Below are 19207 nucleotides of genomic sequence, written 5' to 3' on the forward strand. Positions count from 1 at the left end.
TCCCTGGGCCCCGCACCGCCCCCGGCACCCCCCGCCCACGCCGACGTCAGTGTCAGCGCCTCCCGGAAATGGGCTTCCGCCCTCGCGCGGTCGCCGCGGTCCAGTGCCGACTCCCCGGCGGCGCACGCCTGTTCGGCGCGGGTCAGGTCCGCGTCCGACGTCTCCGCGGTGCCCGCGGTCTGCGTAGTCACAGTCAGCCCCCGATCCACGGCGAACGCCCCGCCGTGCCCTCCGGCCGGCGTGTCAGCCGGCGGCCTCGTCAAGGACCGAGCGCCAGCGGCCCTGGGCGCGGTCGTAGTGCAGCGGCCCCACCGCGAACTCCGCCAGGTCGAGCCCGACCAGCGACTCGTACGCCTCGGCGGGCAGATCGGGCTCCAGCACGATGCTCAGCCCGCCCGCGGGATCCTGGAGGACCAGCGGCCTGGCCTCGGCGCCCGCGGGCGACCCCGGGCGCGCGATGTTCCGTACGACCCCCTTGAACGCGGCGTACGCGTCCTTGACCGCCTCCGCCCCGAGGCCGCTGAGGAACGCCTGCAACGGCAGGGAGGCCAGGACGATCCAGGGGATGTCGGCCGCCCCGCGGTGGACGAGGGTGCGGCGGACCCGGACCGGCGGGGCGCCGAGCCGGTCGAGCACGGCGGCCAGCTCCCGGCCGATGTCTTCGGGGACATCGCGGTCCAGAAGCAACTCCGCTCGCGGCGGCGCATCGGGCATGGAGGTGATTCCTTCCGGGGACGTGGACCGCAGCCTAGAGCCGTGAGCCCTGCGCACGCGGGCAAACCGATGATTCGGCAAAGGCGCATCAAGGCCGCCGCCCCATGCCTTCGTGCGCCCCTTATGCGCCCCGGCGCGCCTCCGATTCACGCGATGGTGCGATCATGCACGGCCGCCCGGATGGCGGGGGAGGGCCATGGGTAGGGCCGGGCCATGACGCAGCCGTTCGAACTGCCGCACTTCTATATGCCGTACCGCGCGCGGCTCAACCCCCACCTGGAGGAGGCGCGTGCGCACTCCGGCCAGTGGGCGCGCGACATGGGCATGTTGGAGGGCTCCGGCATCTGGGAGCAGAGCGACCTCGACGCGCACGACTACGGCCTGTTGTGCGCGTACACCCACCCCGACTGCGACAGCTCCGCGCTGTCGTTGATCACCGACTGGTACGTGTGGGTCTTCTTCTTCGACGACCACTTCCTGGACATATACAAACGCACCCAGGACCGCGCCGCGGGAAAGGCTCACCTGGACCGTCTCCCCCTCTTCATGCCGATGGACCTCTCGGCCTCCGTCCCCGAGCCGCGGAACCCGGTCGAGGCGGGCCTCGCCGACCTGTGGGCCCGCACGGTCCCCGCGATGTCCGCCGACTGGCGCCGCCGCTTCGCCGAGTCCACCGAGCACCTCCTGAACGAGTCGATGTGGGAGCTGTCCAACATCAACGAAGGGCGGATCGCCAATCCCGTCGAGTACATCGAGATGCGCCGCAAGGTGGGCGGCGCCCCCTGGTCGGCGGGCCTCATCGAGTACGCGACCGCAGAGGTGCCCGCGGCCGTCGCCGGGTCCAGGCCGCTGCGCGTGCTGATGGAGACGTTCTCGGACGGCGTCCATCTGCGCAACGACCTCTTCTCGTACCAGCGGGAGGTCCAGGACGAGGGCGAGCTGAGCAACGGCGTGCTCGTCCTGGAGACCTTCTTCGGCTGCACGACCCAGCAGGCCGCCGACATCGTCAACGACGTCCTGACCTCGCGCCTGCACCAGTTCGAGCACACGGCGGTCACCGAAGTGCCCGCCCTCGCCCTGGAGAAGGGCCTCACCGCACCCGAGGTCGCCGCGGTCGCCGCGTACACCCGGGGCCTCCAGGACTGGCAGTCGGGCGGCCACGAATGGCACCTGCGCTCCAGCAGGTATATGAACGAGGGCGCGACGGCCACCTCGCCGCTCGCCGGGCCCACCGGCCTCGGCACCTCCGCCGCCGACGTGGGCGCGCTGCTCGCGTCCGCCGGGGCGGAGCGGCTGCGCTCCTTCACGCACGTCCCGTTCCAGAAGGTGGGTCCCTCGATCCTGCCGGACTTCCACATGCCGTTCCCGCTGCGGCTCAATCCGCACCTGGACGCCGCCCGCCCGAGGCTCACCGCCTGGTCGCACGCGATGGGCATCCTGTCGGAGGGCGTGTGGGACGAGGACAAGCTCGACGCGTACGACCTTCCGCTGTGCGCCGCCGGAATCGGCCCCGACGGCACGGCGGAAGCCCTGGACCTCAGCTCGCAGTGGCTGGCCTGGGGCACCTACGGCGACGACTACTACCCCCTCGTCTTCGGCCACCGCCGTGACTTCGCCGCGGCGAGGCTCTGCACGGAGCGCCTCGCCGGGTGCATGCCCGTCGAGGGCGAGCCGACCACCGTGCCCGTGAACGGCATGGAGCGCGGCCTCGCCGACCTGTGGGCGCGCACGACCCGGGACATGTCCCCGGAGCAGCGCCGCACCACACGGCACACCGTGGTGGTCATGACGGAGAGCTGGCTGTGGGAGCTGGCCAACCAACTCCAGAACCGCATCCCCGACCCGGTCGACTACCTGGAGATGCGCCGTGCCACCTTCGGCTCCGAACTCACCATGAGCCTGTGCCGGATGGGCCACGGCCCCGCGGTGCCGCCGGAGGTCTACCGCAGCGGTCCCGTCCGCTCCCTGGAGAACGCCGCGATGGACTACGCGATGCTTCTCAACGACGTCTTCTCGTACCAGAAGGAGATCGAGTACGAGGGAGAGGTCCACAACGGCATCCTGGTCGTGCAGAACTTCTTCGGCTGCGACTACCCGACCGCGCTCGGCGTCATCCACGACCTGATGACCCAGCGCATGCAGCAGTTCGAGTACGTGGCCGCCCATGAGTTCCCCGTCCTGTACGAGGACTTCGGGCTGAATGCCGAGGCGCGCGCGGTCATGGACGGCTATGTCACCGATCTGGAGAACTGGCTGGCGGGCATCCTGAACTGGCACGCGGGCTGCCGGCGCTACGGCGCGGAGGATCTGGCGAGGCGGGCGCACGGCTTCGTGCCGGACCGTGCGCCCGGGGTCACCGCCGTCGCCGCCGGGCCCGTACTAGGCAGGTACTAGGCAGGTACGCGCGCGTGCCGCACGGCGGCCCGCGCCAGCGCCTGGACGACCGGGTGCGGGCGCGAGCCGTCGCCGAACAGCTCGGGCTGGAAGAGCGTGGCCAGGAAGAAGGGGTGGCCGGGGAGTTCGGCGATCCGGACCCGGCCCTCCTCGTCGTGACCCGTGAAGCGCAGGCCGTGCGCGCGCAGCGTGTCGAGGTGGGGGCCGGGTCCGTAGGAGCAGTGGTAGCGCTCGATGGACCGGTCGGCGCCGAGCACCGATTCGGCGAGCGAGCCGGGGGTGAGCGTCACCGTGCCCTCGTGGCCGACCAGCGAGCAGGCGAGCGGCTCGATGAGCAGGTCGTCGGCGTCGGGGTCGTTCTCGGCGTGCGCGACCGCGGTCAGGCCGCACACGTTGCGCGCGAACTCGAGCAGCGTGTGCTGGAAGCCGCCGCAGGTGCCGAGGAAGGGGATGCCCTCCTCGCGCGCGGTGCGGATCGCGGCCAGCGCTCCGGCCTCGCTGCGGTAGGGGCTGCCGGGCAGGACCCACACCGCGTCGAAGCCGCGTACGGCTTCCGGCTCCTCGGCGTCCTCGGTCGGGACCCAGTACGCGTCGAGGACGAGGCCGTCGTGGGCGGCGAGGGCGTCCAGGAGGAGCGGCAGCCGGTTGTGGGAGGTCACGTTCGGCGAGCGTTCGCCGATCAACGCGATACGCGCCGTGGAGGAGTTGTGCGCCGCCTCGGCGGCCAGGGCTGTGTCGACGGTCAGGGATGTGTCAGCGGTCAGGGCCGTGTCGGTCGTCATGCCGATCATCCTGGGCGCGGCCCGCCGTTCACGTCCAACGATGAAATCTGCACCCTCCATAAGCGTTCCTGATGGGGGTGCGTGATCCTTGACGCATGGATCCACACCTCCTGCGTACGTACGTGACGGTGGCCCGCCTCGCCTCCTTCTCCGCGGCCGCGCGCGAACTCGGCTACACCCAGTCCGCCGTCTCCCAGCACATCGCGGCCCTGGAACAGGACCTAGGCGCGGCCCTGCTGACCCGCCGTCCCGTGGCGCCCACCCCGGCGGGCGCACGCCTCATGGAACACGCGGGCCCTCTGCTGCTGCGTCTCGACGCCGCCCGCGCCGACGTCATGCGCATGGTGGCCGCCCCCGAGGAGGGCCTGACGCTGGCCGCCACCCCGACCGCGCTGACCCGGCGTACGGCCGAGGCACTGCCATCGGCCGGCGTCACCCTGTCCGTGCTGCCCCGCGACGAGATCCCCGCGGCCGTCGCGACCGGCGCCGTCGACCTCGGCCTCGTCGACGGCCTCGCCGCACCGAACGACCCGCTGCGCCTGCCCGACGTGGCGCCCCTCACCGCGCGGGGCGTCGGCCAGGAACCCGTCGCCGTGCTGCTCCCCGAAGGCCACCCGCTGGCCCGCCGCACCGGACTGCGCCTCGGCGACCTCGTGCACGCCCGCTGGATCGACGCGCCCGACACGGGCTTGCCGCTGGCCCAACTCCGCGCCGCGAACGGCACAGCAGGCTTCCGGCCCGCGCTGCGCTACGACGGCACGGACCTGCGCACCCTCGCCGCGCTGGCCGCCGCGGGCCACGGCCTGACCCTCCTGCCGCGTGCGGCCGCCGCCGAAGTGCCCGGCGCGGTCGCCGTGCCGCTGACCGCGCCCCGCGTCGTCCACCGCACGGAGCTGCTGTACGCGGGGACCCTGCGCGGGCCCGCCGCGGCGCTGGCGGCGCAACTGGACGGCAGAGCTGATCTCACCCGTTCGTGAGGCATCGCCGCCGGGTCGCGCCGGGTAGAGCTGTGGCCGGAGGCGAGCCATGGAACAGACCGCATTGCGTCCCAAGCCGATGCCGGGCCGAGGCCCCGGCCACAGCTCGGGCGACCATCCCGAGAAGGGCCGCGGGCCGTACGCCGTGCGGCGTCGCGGCAGGCGCCTGAGGGCCGTGCTCGGCGGCCTGCTCCTCGCGGTGCTCCTCATGCTGGCCGGGGTCGGCATCGGCACGGTGGGCGCCACAGCCCTCGGCATGGGCGGACTCGCCGAGGTCCCGAAGTCCGAGATGCCGAGGTCCGAGATCCCGAAGCCCGAACTGCCGAAGCCCCAGCTGTCGATGACCGAACGGTCGCCCGCGCCAAGGAACTCCGGAGTGCCCGACGGCCCCGCCCCCGCACCCGCCCGCGTACACCCCGCCAGGGCCTCCACCCTCGGCGTCGAGGCCGTGGACGCCCCCGACGGCCGGGGCGCGTTGCTCGTCGGCGTGCACCTCCCGGGCCCGGGCTACACCGCGGGCCTCGTACGCGGCGACACCCTGCTCGCGTTCGGCGGGGTGCGCGTCGGCTCGGCGGCCGCTCTCGCGTCGGCGGTCGCCGCCGCTCAGCCGGGCAAGGAGGTGCCCCTGACGGTCCGCCACAAGAGCGGCAACCGCCGGGTCCTCTCCGTCAGGCCGGGCGTCGTGACCTGAGCCCGCGCCCGCACCGCCCGCGACATGGCCATCGTCGACTGACCGCTGAGGGAGGCGCCGTCGAGGAGCGTCAGGCGAAGTCCGTCCGGGGCCCGCTGCGCGGCTCGCGGCCCGGGTAGTACGCCAGGACGTTGTACGGGTACGGCAGTGGCCGCGCGCTCGCCGACGTCAGCCGCTCCTGCTGCTCGGGCGTCAACTCCCAGCCCACGCAGCCGAGGTTGTCCGTCAGCTGCTCCACCGACCGCGCCCCCACGATCGGCGCGGTCACCCCCGGACGCTGGAGGAGCCACCGCAGCGCGACCTGGGCCGGTGTGCGGCCCGCTTCCTCCGCGACGTCCAGGAGCGCGTCGACGACCCGCCACGTCTCCTCGGTGTTCCGCTCCTGCCAGGCGCCCGAGCCGCGCGCGCCCTGCGGGGGTGCGGCCATGCCGCGGCGGAACTTGCCCGACAGCCAGCCGCCCTGCAAGGGGCTGTAGGGGATGACGCCCACGCCCTCCGCTTCGCTGAGCGGCAGCAGCTCCCACTCGGCCTCGCGCACCAGGAGGTTGTACGCCGGCTGGAGGCAGGAGTACGGCTCCCAGCCGCGCGCCCGCGCCACGTCGAGGGCCTTCTGCAACTGGGCCGGGGAGTGGTTGCTCGCCCCGAGGTAACGCACCTTGCCCGCCTTCACGAGGGTGTCCAGGATGGACAGGGTCTCCTCGATCGGCGTCGTCGCGTCCCATACGTGCGTCTGGTACAGGTCGATGTAGTCGGTGCCGAGGCGGCGCAGGCTCGCCTCCACCGCCGACAGGATGTGCTTGCGGCTCAGCCCGCCCGCGTTCGGGGCGTCGCTCATCGTGCTGAACACCTTGGTGGCGATGACCAGTTCGTCCCTGCGGCGGCCCTTGAGCCAGCGGCCCAGGATCTCTTCCGACACGCCGCGCCCGTACATGTCGGCCGTGTCGATGAACGTGCCGCCCGCCTCCACGAACGCGTCCAGCATGCGATGGGACGTCGCCTCGTCCGCGCCGCTGCCGAACATCATCGCGCCGAAGCACACCTCGCTGACGCGCAGCCCCGTCCGGCCGAGGAATCGCTGCTTCATGGCCTGCCTCCCCTGGGTAGGCCCTCAAGATAGGCGCTTCGGCGGGCCGCGCGGACCTGCTCTAGGCGACGCCTACGACGGCGCACGACTCGCCGGGCAGCCGCAGCACGCCGTCCGCGCCGGGCGGCTCGACCGGCTCCCAGGCGGCGAGCACGCGCGGGTGGTTGTTCCCGAGCGGGACGGCGGCGGGATCCTTGCCGAAGTTCACGGCGATCTTCAGGTCGCCGCGCCGGAACGCGAACCAGCGCGCCTGTTCGTCGTACGCGACCCGCACCGCCGCCAGGTCGGGGTCCATCAGGTCGGCGCGGGTACGCCGCAGGGCGATCAACTCGCGGTGCCAGGCGAGCACGCGCGCGTGGTGGCCCGTTTCCGGCTGCGACCAGTCGAGGCAGGACCGCTCGCGGGTGGCCGGGTCCTGCGGGTCGGGAATGTCCTCCTCCGCCCACCCGTGCGCCGCGAACTCCCGCCGCCTGCCCCGGCGCACGGCCTCGGCAAGCTCGGGATCGGTGTGGTCGGTGAAGAACTGCCAGGGCGTCGTGGCCCCCCACTCCTCGCCCATGAAGAGCATGGGTGTGAAGGGGCCCGTGAGCGTCAGCGTGGCCGCACAGGCGAGCAGGCCGGGGGAGAGGGAGGCGGAGAGCCGGTCGCCCTGCGCGCGGTTGCCGATCTGGTCGTGGGTCTGCGCGTACCCGAGGAAGCGGTGGGCGGGCGTCCGCGCGCGGTCCACGGGGCGGCCGTGGGCGCGCCCGCGGAACGTCGAGTACGTCCCGTCGTGGAAGAAGCCGCGCGTCATCGTCTTGGCGAGCGCGGCGAGCGGGGCCCGTGCGAAATCTTCGTAGTAGCCCTGCGACTCGCCGGTGAGCGCCGTGTGCAGCGCGTGGTGGAAGTCGTCGTTCCACTGCGCGTGCAGACCGAGGCCGCCACTCGCGCGCGGGGTGACGACGCGGGGGTCGCCCAGATCGGACTCGCCGATCAGGGCCAGCGGTCTGCCGAGGTCGCCCGCCAGGGAGGCGACGGCCGCGGACAGCTCCTCCAGGAAGTGGCACGCGCGCGTGTCCCGCAGCGCGTGCACCGCGTCGAGCCGCAGCCCGTCGAGCCGGTAGTCCCGCAGCCAGGCGAGCGCGCTGCCGATCAGATGGGCGCGCACCTCGTCCGAGCCCGGCGCGTCCAGATTGACCGCGGAGCCCCAGGGCGTGTGGTGCGTCTCGGTGAAGTACGGGCCGAAGGCGGGCAGGTAGTTGCCGGACGGACCGAGGTGGTTGTGGACGACGTCCAGGACCACGCCGAGGCCCTGCGCGTGCGCCGCGTCGACAAAGCGCTTCAGCGCCTCCGGGCCGCCGTAGGGCTCGTGCACGGCCCACAGGGAGACTCCCTCGTACCCCCAGCCGTGCCGGCCCGGGAAGGGGCACAGCGGCATCAGCTCCACATGGGTGACGCCGAGGTCCGCGAGGTGCCGGAGCCGCTCTGCCGCCGCGTCGAGCGTGCCCTCGCGCGTGTACGTCCCCACATGCAGCTCGTACAGGACCGCCTCCCGCACGCCGCGCCCCGCCCAGGGCGTCCGCCACGCGTACCGCTCATGGTCGACGACCGCGCTGAGGCCGTCGGGGCCGTCCGGCTGGCGGCGCGAGCGCGGGTCGGGCAGTACGGGGCCGCCGTCCAGCGAGAAGCCGTAGCGCGTCCCGTCCCCGGCCTCCGCGTCCGCCGTCCACCAGCCCGCGCGGTCCCCGTCGCGCTCCATCGCCCGCGCGCCGCCCGCGCACTCCAGAGTGACCTGCTCGGCCTGCGGCGCCCACACTTCGAACCTCACCGACGTGCCCCCTCGTCCGCTGTTCGTCTGTTCGTCACACCTGCGTCCCATGGTGCGTCAGAAGTCGCCTGCTCGTGGACGGAAGAGATCGATCGACCGCCGCCCGCGCCCATTCTGGACACCTGGGGCGAGGTTGCCCGACAATCCCTTGGTGACATCCTCTTTCGAGTTCTCCACGTACCCCGCGCGGGTGACGGACGCCGAGCGCGACCGGGCGCTGGACGCACTCAAGGAGGGCGCGGCCGTCGGCAGGCTCTCGCACGACACCTTCCTGCGGCGCATGGAACTCGTCCTCGCCGCCCGCAGGCCCGACGAACTGGCCGCCCTCACCGCCGATCTGCGGACCGAGGGCCGCTGGTCGCGGATGGTGCTCGGCAGCGTGGAAGCGGTCTCCGGGTTCACCATGAAGCTGCGCAGGGCCTGGCAGGCCGAGCGCCTGCCGAAGCTGCTGCTGCCCTCGCCCGACAGTCCCTACCCCCTGCGGATCGGCCGTGACCCGGCCAATGGCCTGCGGCTCAGTCACGACACGGTCTCGCGCGTGCACGCCGAGCTGCGCCGGCAGGGCGGCATGTGGGTGCTGCGCGACCTCGGCTCCACCAACGGCACGTCCGTGAACGGCCGCAGGGTGACCGGCGCCGCGCTCGTCCAGGACGGCGACCTGGTGAGCTTCGGCCGGATGGCCTTCCGCCTGGCCGTGAGCTGAGCACCGGCCCTGGTGGGCGGGGTCGGTCACTTCCGCGTCTGTACGCGCGCGTGGCGCGCGGCGGCCACCGCGGTCCGTGACTGGTGCTCCACCTGGTGCTCCAGCGGCACCCACCGCGCCTCGAACCGTTCGGCGAAGGCCTCGCTCCACCGTGTCACGAGCCGGTCGAGGCGGGGAGCCGCCCGGTCGCCCGCCTCCTCCAGGACCCGCAGCAGCATCGCGCCCGCCCGCAGCGGAAGGCGCCGCCCGAACGCGTCGACGCTCCCGACGTACGCCACGGTGGTGTCCGCGGGCGGCAGGCGGGCCCAGTCGTCGGCGAGGCCCGGCGCCAGCGCGAGTCCCCAGCGCGCGGCCCGCAGCAGCGGCCCGTCGTGGCCGGCCAGCCGGGGCAGCGCGTCGGCCAGGATCTCCTCGACGAGCCTGCCGTCCCTGCGCAGCCGCCGCGCGAGTGCCCGCAGGGCCGCTTTCGGCGCCGGGTGCGCCGCCGGGTCGTCGACGAGGTCGCTCGCCCACATCGGCACCTCGACGATCGCGGTACGGCCGCCGTACCGATGGGCGTGGTGCCAGGTGGTGAGCCGGGCGTCCTCGGGCAGACTCGGGTAGGCCGCCGCCGCGCCGGGCCCCGGAAGTACGTGGACGCCGGGCCCGGAGACCGGCCAGCCCGCGGCGTCCGACGCGCCCGTCTCCACCGGAATGTGCAGCTCCGCCGCCGACTTGGCGAAGGGCTCCGCGAGGCCGGGGATGTCCTCCGTCAGCTGCACCCAGCTGCCGCCCAGATCGGTGCCGTGCAGGGACACCTGCAAGTAGGGCCGCAGCTCGTCGATGACGGCGGTCAGGGCACGCGTCTCGGGCGGCAGCCGGTGAGGAGGCAGTACGGAGGGCGACCACTCGGGCTGCTCCGGACCCGCGGGGCGGAAGAAGTGCCGGTGGTAGTCGAGGAGCGAGCGCGGGGCGGGGGTGCGGTGCAGGCTCGCGCCGTCCGGGTCCGCGCAGAGCAGGAAGTGCCAGGAGGTGTCGGCGCGCAGCCGGGCGTCGCGCAGGGTCCGCTCGGCGAGGTGCAGGAGGGTCGAGCCGCCGGCGGGTTCGTTGGCGTGGGCCCCCGCGACGACGAGGACCGCGCGGGAGGCGTGCCCCACGGACAGCAGGTGCAGGGGCCTTCCCGCGCGCGAGGCGCCGATCTGGCGCAGGGCGGTCAGTTCGGGACGGTGGTCGGCCAATTGCCGGGCAGCGGCGATGAGTTCCGGAACAGTGGGATAGCGCTGCACCGCCAGTTGACTCACCCCCGTCCGGTCCGCCACCGACGCAATCCGCAGTACGCCACGCCCCCGAGCGGGTGTCAAGGACACGCGCGATAGGGGCATTTGTACGAAGCCGCCACCTCTGTCCCTGCCCCCCGCACACCCGTACGGGATCCCACGCGGGCCCCGTGACTCTCCGCGGGCGTGTGCCTTGCGGCTGGTTCGGTGCCGCTGCTCCTGTGGGCGTGGGGGCGACGCGGGTCGTGCGGCCCCCGGCGCGGTGGCCGGTCCCCGGCCCCTAGGTCGCTCTCCGTGCCACGGCTTTGGCAGCCGGGCGCCTGAGCCGCCACGGGCCGATCGTGGCGCGGCCCATGGCGCCCCCGGCGCAGTGCCCCGCCCCCAGCCCCTAGGGGTGCCACCCGGGCGGCCCGGCCGCCGCGGCCCCCTTCGGCCCTGCGGACGAGCCCGACCGCGCCGCGGGCCCCTTGCCTCCTACCGGCAGTCGCCGTCCCGATCCGCCGCTGCGGCGTTTAGGTGGCCGGCCCCCCTGAGTCGTTCGCCCGCTCCAGCAGCACCACAGGTGACTCCGCGAAAAGCTCCGCCGCGCGTGCGTGGCCCTCGAACTTCCGTCCGGGGGACAGTAGATCGGCCCACCGCCCGGCCGGGAGCGGAAGTTCCGTCTCCCGCCAGCCGCCCTCCTCCGCGAGCCGCAGCGACAGCCGCGTCACCGCGACCACCACCTCCCCCGAGCGCGTGAACGCCATACAGTGCGCGGCGCCGGGCCCCTCGGCCGTCAGGGGCTCGTACGTCGCCGCGTCCCCGAACAGCTCCGGGCGCCGTCGGCGCAGCCGCAGCGCCACCGCTGTGAGCGCCAGCTTCTCCTCCCCGAGGTCCGCTGGCTCCGGCCGTGTGTCGAGCCGCTCCAGGACGTGCGGCTGGAAGCGCGCGGGCCGCCGGTTGTCCGGGTCGACCAGCGCGCGGTACTCGCCCTCCGTGCCCTGGTAGAGGTCGGGCACCCCGGGCATGGTCAGATGCAGGAGCGCGGCACCCAAAACGTTCACCCGTACATGGGGCGCCAGTTCCCGCGCGAGGTCCGCGACGGCGTACAGCGGGGGCCCGCACGGCCCCGCCTCCACGAAGGCGCTCACGGCGTTCTCGTAGGCCTCGTCGGGCTCGGTCCAACTGGTGTGCAGCCCCGCCTCGCGCACATGCTTCAGGAGCGCGTTCTGCAACCGCGTGTCGTAGGGGAAGCCGAACCCGACCGCCGTCTGCCAGGCGGCCCACGCCAGCTGGGGATCGGGCGCGCGGACACCTCCCTCGCGGGCGGTCCGCTCCGTCACCTCGGCGAGGAGGTCGGCCCACCGGTCCGGGCACTGCGTCAGCAGGGAGATGCCCGCGCGCACGTCGGCGCTGCGCTTGGTGTCGTGGGTCGTCAGGACCGTGCCCGTCCAGGGCCAGTCGCGCTGCACGCGCGCGCAGTACGCGTGGAACTCCTCCACGGAGACCGCGGGCCGCTCGGGCGCGCCGCCCACCTCCGCCGCCGAGACGAGCGGCGCGTGCCGGTAGAACGCGGTGTCCTCGACGGCCTTGGCGCGCAGCGCGGACGCGGTCTGCGCGAACCGCGCGCGGAACGCCGGCACGGCGGCCCCACCGCTCCCGTCCGCCGCCCCGGCCCTGCCCAGCACCAGGTCCCGTACGACGTCGACCGTCTCGGCCTCCTCGGGCACGCTGAAGACGGCCCTGGCCTCCTCGGCGGCCCGCGCGGTGAGCACCGTCTCGGGGGCGGCGCCCCCGGACACGTACGGCCGGTAGACGGGAAGCCGCACCAGGAGTTCCCGCAGGGCCGTGCGCAACGCCCACGGCGCGTGGTCCCGCAGGGCGGGGTCGGCCGCGCAGATCGCGGCCGCCGCGCGCGTGAGGCGGTCCACCTCGGCGGCCAGCTCGCGCGTGACGACCCTGTACGCGGCGCGGCGCACCGTCGCGGCCCACTCGCCGCCCCGGTCGGCCGGCGGCGCGGCGAAGCGGCGGTACTGGCCGAGCAGTTCCCCCGCGCCCGCCGGGTCGGTGAGGACGCCGTCGAGATGGCGCAGCGCGTCGTAGCCGGTGGTGCCCGCCACCGGCCAGGCCGCGGGCAGGTGCTCGCCGTCGGCGAGGATCTTCTCGACGACCGTCCAGCGCCCGCCGGTCGCCTCGTGCAGCTTCTGGAGGTACGCCCCCGGGTCCGCGAGCCCGTCCGGGTGATCGATCCGCAGTCCTTCGACGACCCCCTCGCGGAGCAGCTGGAGGATCTTCCCGTGGGTCGCCTCGAAGACCTCCGGGTCCTCGACGCGGACTCCGACGAGGTCCGAGATGGTGAAGAAGCGCCGGTAGTTGAGTTCCGTACGGGCAAGTCTCCACCAGGACAGGCGGTACCACTGGGCATCCAGAAGCTCGGGCAGCGGCAGCTCTTCCGTGCCCTCGCGGATGGGGAACGCGTGTTCGTGATAGCGCAGGACGTCCCCGTCGACCCGCAGCGCCGTCAGCTCGTCCCCGAGCCGCGCCCCGAGGAAGGGCAGCAGGACGCGCCCGCCGCCCGCGTCCCAGTCGATGTCGAACCAGCGGGCGTACGGCGAACGGGTTCCCTCGCGCAGCACCTCCCAGAGCGCGCGATTGTGGCGCGGCACCGCCGCCATGTGGTTCGGCACGATGTCCACCACCAGGCCGAGACCGGCCTCGCGGGCGGTGCGTGCCAGGGACCGCAGCCCGTCCTCGCCGCCCAGTTCGTCCCTCACGCGCGCGTGGTCGACCACGTCGTAGCCGTGCGTCGACCCGGGGACGGCCTCCAGCACCGGCGACAGGTGCAGATGCGAGACACCCAGCGAGGCGAGATGGGGGACGGCGGCCTCGGCGGCCGCGAAGGGGAAGTCCGGCTGCAACTGGAGCCGGTACGTGGCGGTCGGCGAAGGAGGCACCGCGGGCCTTGAGCGCTCTGGCGTCATGCGAAGGTACGTACCCGCCCCGGCGGCTTTCGTGTCATCCGCTCATGCGCGTCCGCTCAACGGCGTCGTTAGCGTCGGACGATGGCTCGGGGCACGCGGGACGCGTATCGCACGGTGATCGGCATGACGGGGGCGCTGCTGCCCGTCGTCTCCTTCCTCGGCAGGCTGCCCGTGGCCGTGATCCAGTTCGGCAGCGTGCTCCTGGTGACGGAGACCAGCGGCTCGCTGGCCACCGGCGGCGTCGTCGCCTGCGCGCTCGCGCTCGGCCAAGTGGGCGCCGGGCCCCTCACCGGGCGCCTCGCGGACCGGCACGGCCAGCGGGCGGTGGTGCTCGTCCTCTCGCTCGTCAACGCCGCGGCGATCGCCGCGTACACCGCGGGTGCCGTCGCGGACCTGCCCACGCCCGCTCTGGTCGCCCTGGGCGTGCTCGCGGGCGCCACGGTCCCGGGGATCGGCCCGCTCGCCAGGGCGCGCGTCGTCCCGCTGGTCCGTGCGCGGGGCGGTGACGATCGGCTCGCGGGGACCGTGCTCTCGCTGGAGAGCACGATGGACGAGCTTTCCTTCGTGCTCGGCCCCGCCCTGGTGGGCCTGGCGTCCGTCGCGGGACACCCGGCGTACGCGTTCGGCGCGGCGGCGCTCCTGGTCGCCGTCTGCGGCACGGGCTTCGCACTGCACCCCACGGGGCGCACCGCCAGGAGGAGCCCGCGAGGGCCGGCACGCGCGCGTGGGGCACGCCCGCCACTGCCGCGCTCGGTGTACGTGGTGCGCGTCGGGCTCCTCTTCCTCGGGGTGCTGCTCGGCGCCTGCGGGGCGGGCATCACCGCGCTGACCGAGGAGCTGGGGCAGCCGGGGCAGGCCGGGCTCGTCTACGCGGCGATGGGCGTCATGAGCGCCGTGGCGGGGCTCTCCATGGCCGCGCTGCCCGACCGCTTCGGGCTGCTCGCGCGCTGGCGCGTGGCGACGGCGGCCGCCGCCCTCCTGTCGCTGCCCCTGGTCTGGGCCGACAGCCTGGCGGCCCTCTACGGAGTGGTCACCTTCTTCGGCGCGGTCTACGCCCCGAACCTCATCACGGGCTTCGCGCTGACCGAGCGTCGCATGCCGCCGCAGCGGCTCGCGGAGGGCATGACGTTCGCGGCGAGCGCGTTCGTCGGGGGTCAGGCGGTGACGCTGGCGGTGGCCGGACGGCTGGCCGAGGCCCACGGGGCGGGGGCGGCGTTCGCCCTCGGCAGCGCGGCCGCGGCGGCGGCGTTCGCGGTGGCACTGATCGCCCGCCACGAACCGCCCCGCCAAGACCTGCCGCCCCGCGCCTCCGTCACGCCGGACGCTGCAACACCGTAAGGCTGCGGTCGGTCAGCGTCAGCCGGTCGCCCGCCCGCACCTTCGGCCCCGACTCCGACGCCACCCCGTCCGGACGCGCCGTGTCCACCACCACCTGCCACTGGCGGCCGTGGTTGACCGGCACCACGAACTCCAGCGGTTCCGGCGACGCGTTGAACATCAGCAGGAACGAGTCGTCTGAGATCCGCTCCCCGCGCGCTCCCGGCTCCGAGATCGCGTTGCCGTTCAGGAACACGCTCAGCGCCCGCGCGTGCGAGGCCTCCCAGTCGCGCTGCTCCATCTCCGCGCCCTCCGGGGTGAACCAGGCGATGTCGGACAGCTCGTCGTGCGTGCCCTGGACCGGGCGGCCGTGGAAGAACCGGCGCCGGCGGAAGACCGGATGGTCCCGCCGCAGCATCGCCATCGCCCGCGTGAAGGCCAGTATCGGACTCTCGCCGTCGGGCCAGCGCACCCACGCCACGTCGTTGTCCTGGCAGTACGCGTTGTTGTTGCCGCCCTGCGTGCGCGCGAACTCGTCGCCGTGGCTGAGCATCGGCACGCCCTGGGAGAGCATCAGCGTGGCGATGAAGTTCCGCATCTGCCGCTCGCGCAGGGCGAGAACGCCCGGATCGTTGGTGTCGCCCTCGACGCCGCAGTTCCAGGAGCGGTTGTGGCTCTCCCCGTCGCGGTTGTTCTCGCCGTTCGCATGGTTGTGCTTCTCGTTGTACGACACGAGGTCGTGCAGCGTGAAACCGTCGTGGCAGGTGGTGAAGTTGATGGATGCCAGCGGGCGCCGCCCGTCGTCCTGGTAGAGATCGGACGAACCGGTCAGCCGGGAGGCGAATTCCGCGAGGGTGCGCTGCTCGCCCCGCCACAGATCACGCACCGTGTCGCGGTACATGCCGTTCCACTCGGTCCACAAGGGCGGGAAGTTGCCCACCTGATAGCCGCCCTCGCCGACGTCCCACGGCTCGGCGATCAGCTTCACCTGGCTGACCACCGGGTCCTGCTGTACGAGGTCGAAGAACGACGACAGGCGGTCCACCTCGTGGAACTGGCGCGCGAGCGTCGCCGCGAGATCGAAGCGGAAGCCGTCCACCCGCATCTCCGTGACCCAGTACCGCAGTGAATCCATGATCATCTGGAGTACGTGCGGCGAGCGCATCAGGAGCGAGTTGCCCGTCCCCGTGGTGTCCATGTAGTAGCGGGGATCGTCCGTCAGGCGGTAGTACGAGGCGTTGTCCAGGCCCTTGTAGGACAGGGTCGGGCCCAGGTGGTTGCCCTCGGCCGTGTGGTTGTAGACGACGTCCAGGATGACCTCGATGTTCGCCTCGTGCAGCGCCTTCACGGCCTGCTTGAACTCCAGGACCTGCTCACCGCGGTCGCCCCAGGAGGCGTACGCGTTGTGGGGGGCGAAGAAGCCGATGGTGTTGTAGCCCCAGTAGTTGTTCAGGCCCATGTCCACCAGGCGGTGGTCGTTCACGAACTGGTGGACCGGCATCAGCTCCAGGGCGGTCACACCAAGACCCGTGAGGTGCTCGATGATCGCGGGGTGGCCCAGCGCCGCGTACGACCCGCGCAGTTCGTCCGGAAGGTCCGGGTGCAGCATCGTCAGGCCCTTCACATGGGCCTCGTAGATCACCGTCTCGTGGTACGGGGTCCTGGGCGGCCGGTCGTCGCCCCAGTCGAAGTACGGATTGACCACCACCGACGTCATCATGTGCGGCGCCGAGTCCAGGTCGTTGCGCCGGCCGGGGTCCTCGAAGTGGTAGCCGTACACCTCCTCGCCCCAGTCGACGCGCCCGCTCACCGCGCGCGCGTACGGATCGAGCAGCAGCTTCGCGGAGTTGCAGCGGTGCCCCTGCTCGGGTGCGTAGGGGCCGTGCACGCGCAAGCCGTACCGCTGTCCCGGCATGATGCCGGGGAGGTAGGCATGCCGCACGAACGCGTCGGACTCACGCAGCTCGACGGCGGTCTCCGAGCCGTCGTCGTGCAGGAGACACAGCTCCATCCGCTCTGCGGCCTCGGAGAAGACCGCGAAATTCGTGCCGGCTCCGTCGTACGTGGCACCTAAGGGGTACGCCTGCCCAGGCCAGACCTGCATGCATATGACTCTTTCACTAACGCCCCCTCGGGCCGGGGCCACTTTGGCCAGAGTCTGCCCGAAAGTGGGGCAACCACCCTTGAGTTGAACCCGTCTAACCGTCCGACCACATACTCGGCATGCCCACGAATGGGGCGCCAGGGGAGTAGGGGGAGTAAGTGCGAGAGATAGTCAGACGCCACCTCGGAAAGGTGGTGGCGGGCGCGGCGGTCGCGGCGACCGCCACCGCGGTCGTGGTGGGCGTCAATCTGCCGGGTTCGGAGGCGGGCGCGTCGGGGGACCGCCAGGCCAACGCGGCAGCCGCGAAGCAGGACGCCATCGCCAAGGACGGCGTCGTCGAGGCGGCGCCCGAGGAGGGCGCCAAGGGCATCGGCAGCGATCCGCTGACCGACGAGGAGATCGAGCGCGCGCAGAAGGCGTCGGTCAGCGGCCAGATGCGCTCCAGCGGCCGGGACGTCGAGGGGGACCGCGGCCCGCAGCTGCTGTCCACGAACCTCAGCGAGCCGGACCCGACCGACGCGGGCGCCGCGGCCCCGCGCAGGGCCGAAGTCGTCTACTACGACTACAAGAAGGACGCCGTCATCACCAAGACGGTGAATCTGGAGTCCGGCAAGGTGGACGACACGACCACCGCGCAGAACGTCCAGCCGCCACCCAGCCAGGAAGAGCTGGCCGAGGGCGCCAGGCTGCTCATCGGCGACCCGCTCGGCAAGGGGCTGAAGCAGGACTTCAAGCACGCCACGGGCAAGGCGCTGACCGGCCCGCAGCAGCTTCAGCTGAGCGGCATGGTCTTCCGCAAGGAGACCGTCAAGCGGGTGCCGTCGGACCTGACCGAGTGCGGAAAGCACCGCTGCCTCCAGGTCGTCACGAAGGTCAAGAACGGCCCGTGGATCGACACCCGGTCCCTCGTCGTCGACCTGAGCACCCGCACGGTCGGCCGGCTCGGCTGATTCCGGCCGCTCGCGCAGGACACCACACATCAACTTCTCCTCGTACGAGGGAGTTCACTCCACCATGCACGTCAACAGATTTTCGCGCGCCCGCAAACGGGCCACTCTGGCCGTCGCGGTCTCCGCGCTCCTCGGCGGCGCACTGAGCGTCGCCGCTCCCGCCTCCGCCGCCCCCAAGGCGCCCAGCGCGCCCGCCGCGGCGGCCGACTGTAGCGACGCCTACAAGATCGAGCAGACCCTTGACGGCGGCACGACCTGGCGCATGTGCTGGCACTACAACACGCTCTCGGGCCTGATCCTCGACAAGATCAGCTACCAGCCCAAGGGCGAGGCGAAGCCGATACCCGTGCTGACCAGCGCCCGGCTCGCCCAGGTGCACGTCCCCTACGACGACGGTCAGGCCGAGTACGACGACGTCACCGGCACCGACTTCGGCCAGGCGCTCCAGAACCTCGCCCCCGGGGAGTGCCCCGGCGGCACCATCAAGACCGTCAAGGTCCCCAACCGGGGCGAAGTGAAGGGCCTGTGCACGACCACGCGCGCGCGTGGGCACGCGTACCGCCTCAACGACGACGCGAGCACCGGCGGTTCCGGCAAGGTCTTCACCGGTCAGGGCAAGGACCTGCTCGTCTACACCGTGAACAAGGCCTCCTGGTACGAATACATCACCGAGTGGCGCTTCTCCTCGGACGGCACGATCACCTCCAACGTGGGCGCGACCGGCAGTCTCTCGCCGTACGACTACGACGGCGGCGACGACCGCGGCTGGCCCATCGGCAAGGGCGACCAGGCCAAGGCCGAGAGCCACGCCCACAACGTCTTCTGGCGGCTCAACTTCGGCCTGGACGGTTCCCCCAAGGCCAAGGTCGAGCAGTACGACTCCAAGGTCACCCCGCCCACCGGGCAGGGCAGCCCCACCACGAAGACCACCCGCACCAAGGTCACCAAGGAACTCGCCGGTGACCGCGAGGACATGCGCTGGTGGCGCGTGGTCAGCGGGGCGGGCAAGAACACGGACGGCCACCCCAGGTCGTACGAGATCGTGCCGGGGGCCAGCAACAAGCACGCGGGGCGGCCCTTCACCAAGCACGACGTGTACTTCACGCAGTACAAGAAGTGCGAGCAGTACGCGAGCAACAACATCGGCTGCCCGGCGGGCAGCCCGGACAGCGTCGACAAGTGGGCGAACGGCGAGAGCCTCACGCACCCCATCACCTGGGTGCACATCGGCTTCCACCACATCGCCCGTGACGAGGACCAGCAGCCGATGCCGGTCCACTGGCAGGGCTTCTCGCTGGCCGCGCGCGACGTCACCGCTATGAGCCCGCTCACTCCGCAGGATCTCGCGAACCAGAACGGTCAGCCCCCGATGGGCGGTTGACGAAGACACCCGGCCCATCCGGCTGCACCGCCCGCCGCTCCCGGAGTACCCTTCCTTGATCGTTGACCGGGGGAGTGGCAGGGGGAA

At 72.7% G+C, this 19207-nt stretch carries 14 protein-coding genes and 1 pseudogene; 7 read left to right on the forward strand and 8 right to left on the reverse strand.

Going from position 1 to position 19207, the window contains the following annotated elements:
* Positions 1-191: pseudogene (locus tag IG54_RS38195) on the reverse strand (hypothetical protein); the annotation flags it as partial.
* Between the two features lie 52 nt (positions 192-243).
* Complete coding sequence (locus IG54_RS0123495) at positions 244-714, reverse strand: hypothetical protein (RefSeq protein ID WP_030787830.1); 471 nt, start codon at positions 712-714, stop codon at positions 244-246.
* Between the two features lie 213 nt (positions 715-927).
* On the opposite strand from IG54_RS0123495, the gene cyc2 reads away from it, so the two are divergent.
* Positions 928-3108 (forward strand): germacradienol/geosmin synthase Cyc2, encoded by a 2181-nt coding sequence (gene cyc2 / locus IG54_RS0123500; protein WP_037897596.1) that lies wholly within the window; start codon positions 928-930, stop codon positions 3106-3108.
* Here cyc2 and IG54_RS0123505 read toward each other — a convergent pair.
* The gene (locus IG54_RS0123505; protein WP_078594409.1) at positions 3105-3890 is read right to left on the reverse strand and encodes a glutamine amidotransferase-related protein; all 786 of its coding nucleotides are present in this window, start codon (positions 3888-3890) and stop codon (positions 3105-3107) included. The genes cyc2 and IG54_RS0123505 overlap by 4 nt on opposite strands.
* A 95-nt stretch (positions 3891-3985) precedes the next feature.
* Between IG54_RS0123505 and IG54_RS0123510 the strand changes: the two genes are divergently transcribed.
* Both IG54_RS0123510 and IG54_RS0123515 read left to right on the forward strand, forming a co-directional pair.
* Complete coding sequence (locus IG54_RS0123510) at positions 3986-4867, forward strand: LysR family transcriptional regulator (RefSeq protein WP_030787836.1); 882 nt, start codon at positions 3986-3988, stop codon at positions 4865-4867.
* A gap of 49 nt (positions 4868-4916) precedes the next feature.
* On the forward strand, positions 4917-5558 hold the full coding sequence (locus tag IG54_RS0123515; RefSeq protein ID WP_030787838.1) for a PDZ domain-containing protein: 642 nt from the start codon (positions 4917-4919) through the stop codon (positions 5556-5558).
* A gap of 70 nt (positions 5559-5628) precedes the next feature.
* Here IG54_RS0123515 and IG54_RS0123520 read toward each other — a convergent pair whose 3' ends face one another.
* Positions 5629-6642 carry an aldo/keto reductase gene (locus IG54_RS0123520; protein ID WP_030787840.1) on the reverse strand — a complete coding sequence of 338 codons (1014 nt, stop codon included), beginning with the start codon at positions 6640-6642 and terminating at the stop codon, positions 5629-5631.
* Positions 6643-6703: 61 nt separating this feature from the next.
* Positions 6704-8449 carry a malto-oligosyltrehalose trehalohydrolase gene (gene treZ, locus IG54_RS0123525; protein WP_030787842.1) on the reverse strand — a complete coding sequence of 582 codons (1746 nt, stop codon included), beginning with the start codon at positions 8447-8449 and terminating at the stop codon, positions 6704-6706.
* Positions 8450-8600: 151 nt separating this feature from the next.
* On the opposite strand from treZ, the gene IG54_RS0123530 reads away from it, so the two are divergent.
* Complete coding sequence (locus IG54_RS0123530; RefSeq protein ID WP_030787844.1) at positions 8601-9152, forward strand: DUF1707 and FHA domain-containing protein; 552 nt, start codon at positions 8601-8603, stop codon at positions 9150-9152.
* 26 nt (positions 9153-9178) lie between these two features.
* Here IG54_RS0123530 and IG54_RS0123535 read toward each other — a convergent pair whose 3' ends face one another.
* Positions 9179-10459, reverse strand: coding sequence for a M14 family zinc carboxypeptidase (locus IG54_RS0123535; protein WP_234336317.1), 1281 nt, complete (start codon positions 10457-10459; stop codon positions 9179-9181).
* Positions 10460-10920: 461 nt separating this feature from the next.
* The gene (gene treY, locus IG54_RS0123540) at positions 10921-13368 is read right to left on the reverse strand and encodes a malto-oligosyltrehalose synthase (RefSeq protein ID WP_030787848.1); all 2448 of its coding nucleotides are present in this window, start codon (positions 13366-13368) and stop codon (positions 10921-10923) included.
* Between the two features lie 81 nt (positions 13369-13449).
* Between treY and IG54_RS0123545 the strand changes: the two genes are divergently transcribed.
* On the forward strand, positions 13450-14706 hold the full coding sequence (locus IG54_RS0123545) for an MFS transporter (protein ID WP_037897598.1): 1257 nt from the start codon (positions 13450-13452) through the stop codon (positions 14704-14706).
* On the opposite strand, the gene glgX is transcribed toward IG54_RS0123545, so the two are convergent.
* Positions 14681-16789 (reverse strand): glycogen debranching protein GlgX, encoded by a 2109-nt coding sequence (gene glgX / locus IG54_RS0123550; RefSeq protein WP_030787853.1) that lies wholly within the window; start codon positions 16787-16789, stop codon positions 14681-14683. The two genes, IG54_RS0123545 and glgX, sit on opposite strands and share 26 nt — an antisense overlap.
* A 158-nt stretch (positions 16790-16947) precedes the next feature.
* On the opposite strand from glgX, the gene IG54_RS0123555 reads away from it, so the two are divergent.
* Positions 16948-17739, forward strand: a complete 792-nt coding sequence (locus IG54_RS0123555) for a hypothetical protein (protein ID WP_030787856.1) — start codon at positions 16948-16950, stop codon at positions 17737-17739.
* Positions 17740-17803: 64 nt separating this feature from the next.
* On the forward strand, positions 17804-19120 hold the full coding sequence (locus IG54_RS0123560) for a copper amine oxidase (RefSeq protein ID WP_030787859.1): 1317 nt from the start codon (positions 17804-17806) through the stop codon (positions 19118-19120).
* Positions 19121-19207 lie beyond the last annotated feature (87 nt).

This window comes from Streptomyces sp. NRRL S-920, from assembly GCF_000717945.1.
In the GTDB taxonomy this organism is placed as follows: Bacteria; Actinomycetota; Actinomycetes; order Streptomycetales; family Streptomycetaceae; genus Streptomyces; species Streptomyces alboniger.

Excerpts from the sequence above, each read along its gene's own strand:
- IG54_RS0123495 (WP_030787830.1), bottom strand. The coding sequence starts at position 714 with ATGCCCGATGCGCCGCCGCGAGCGGAGTTGCTTCTGGACCGCGATGTC.
- cyc2 (WP_037897596.1), top strand. The coding sequence starts at position 928 with ATGACGCAGCCGTTCGAACTGCCGCACTTCTATATGCCGTACCGCGCG.
- IG54_RS0123505 (WP_078594409.1), bottom strand. The coding sequence starts at position 3,890 with ATGACGACCGACACGGCCCTGACCGCTGACACATCCCTGACCGTCGAC.
- IG54_RS0123510 (WP_030787836.1), top strand. The coding sequence starts at position 3,986 with ATGGATCCACACCTCCTGCGTACGTACGTGACGGTGGCCCGCCTCGCC.
- IG54_RS0123515 (WP_030787838.1), top strand. The coding sequence starts at position 4,917 with ATGGAACAGACCGCATTGCGTCCCAAGCCGATGCCGGGCCGAGGCCCC.
- IG54_RS0123520 (WP_030787840.1), bottom strand. The coding sequence starts at position 6,642 with ATGAAGCAGCGATTCCTCGGCCGGACGGGGCTGCGCGTCAGCGAGGTG.
- treY (WP_030787848.1), bottom strand. The coding sequence starts at position 13,368 with ATGACGCCAGAGCGCTCAAGGCCCGCGGTGCCTCCTTCGCCGACCGCC.
- IG54_RS0123545 (WP_037897598.1), top strand. The coding sequence starts at position 13,450 with ATGGCTCGGGGCACGCGGGACGCGTATCGCACGGTGATCGGCATGACG.
- glgX (WP_030787853.1), bottom strand. The coding sequence starts at position 16,789 with ATGCAGGTCTGGCCTGGGCAGGCGTACCCCTTAGGTGCCACGTACGAC.
- IG54_RS0123560 (WP_030787859.1), top strand. The coding sequence starts at position 17,804 with ATGCACGTCAACAGATTTTCGCGCGCCCGCAAACGGGCCACTCTGGCC.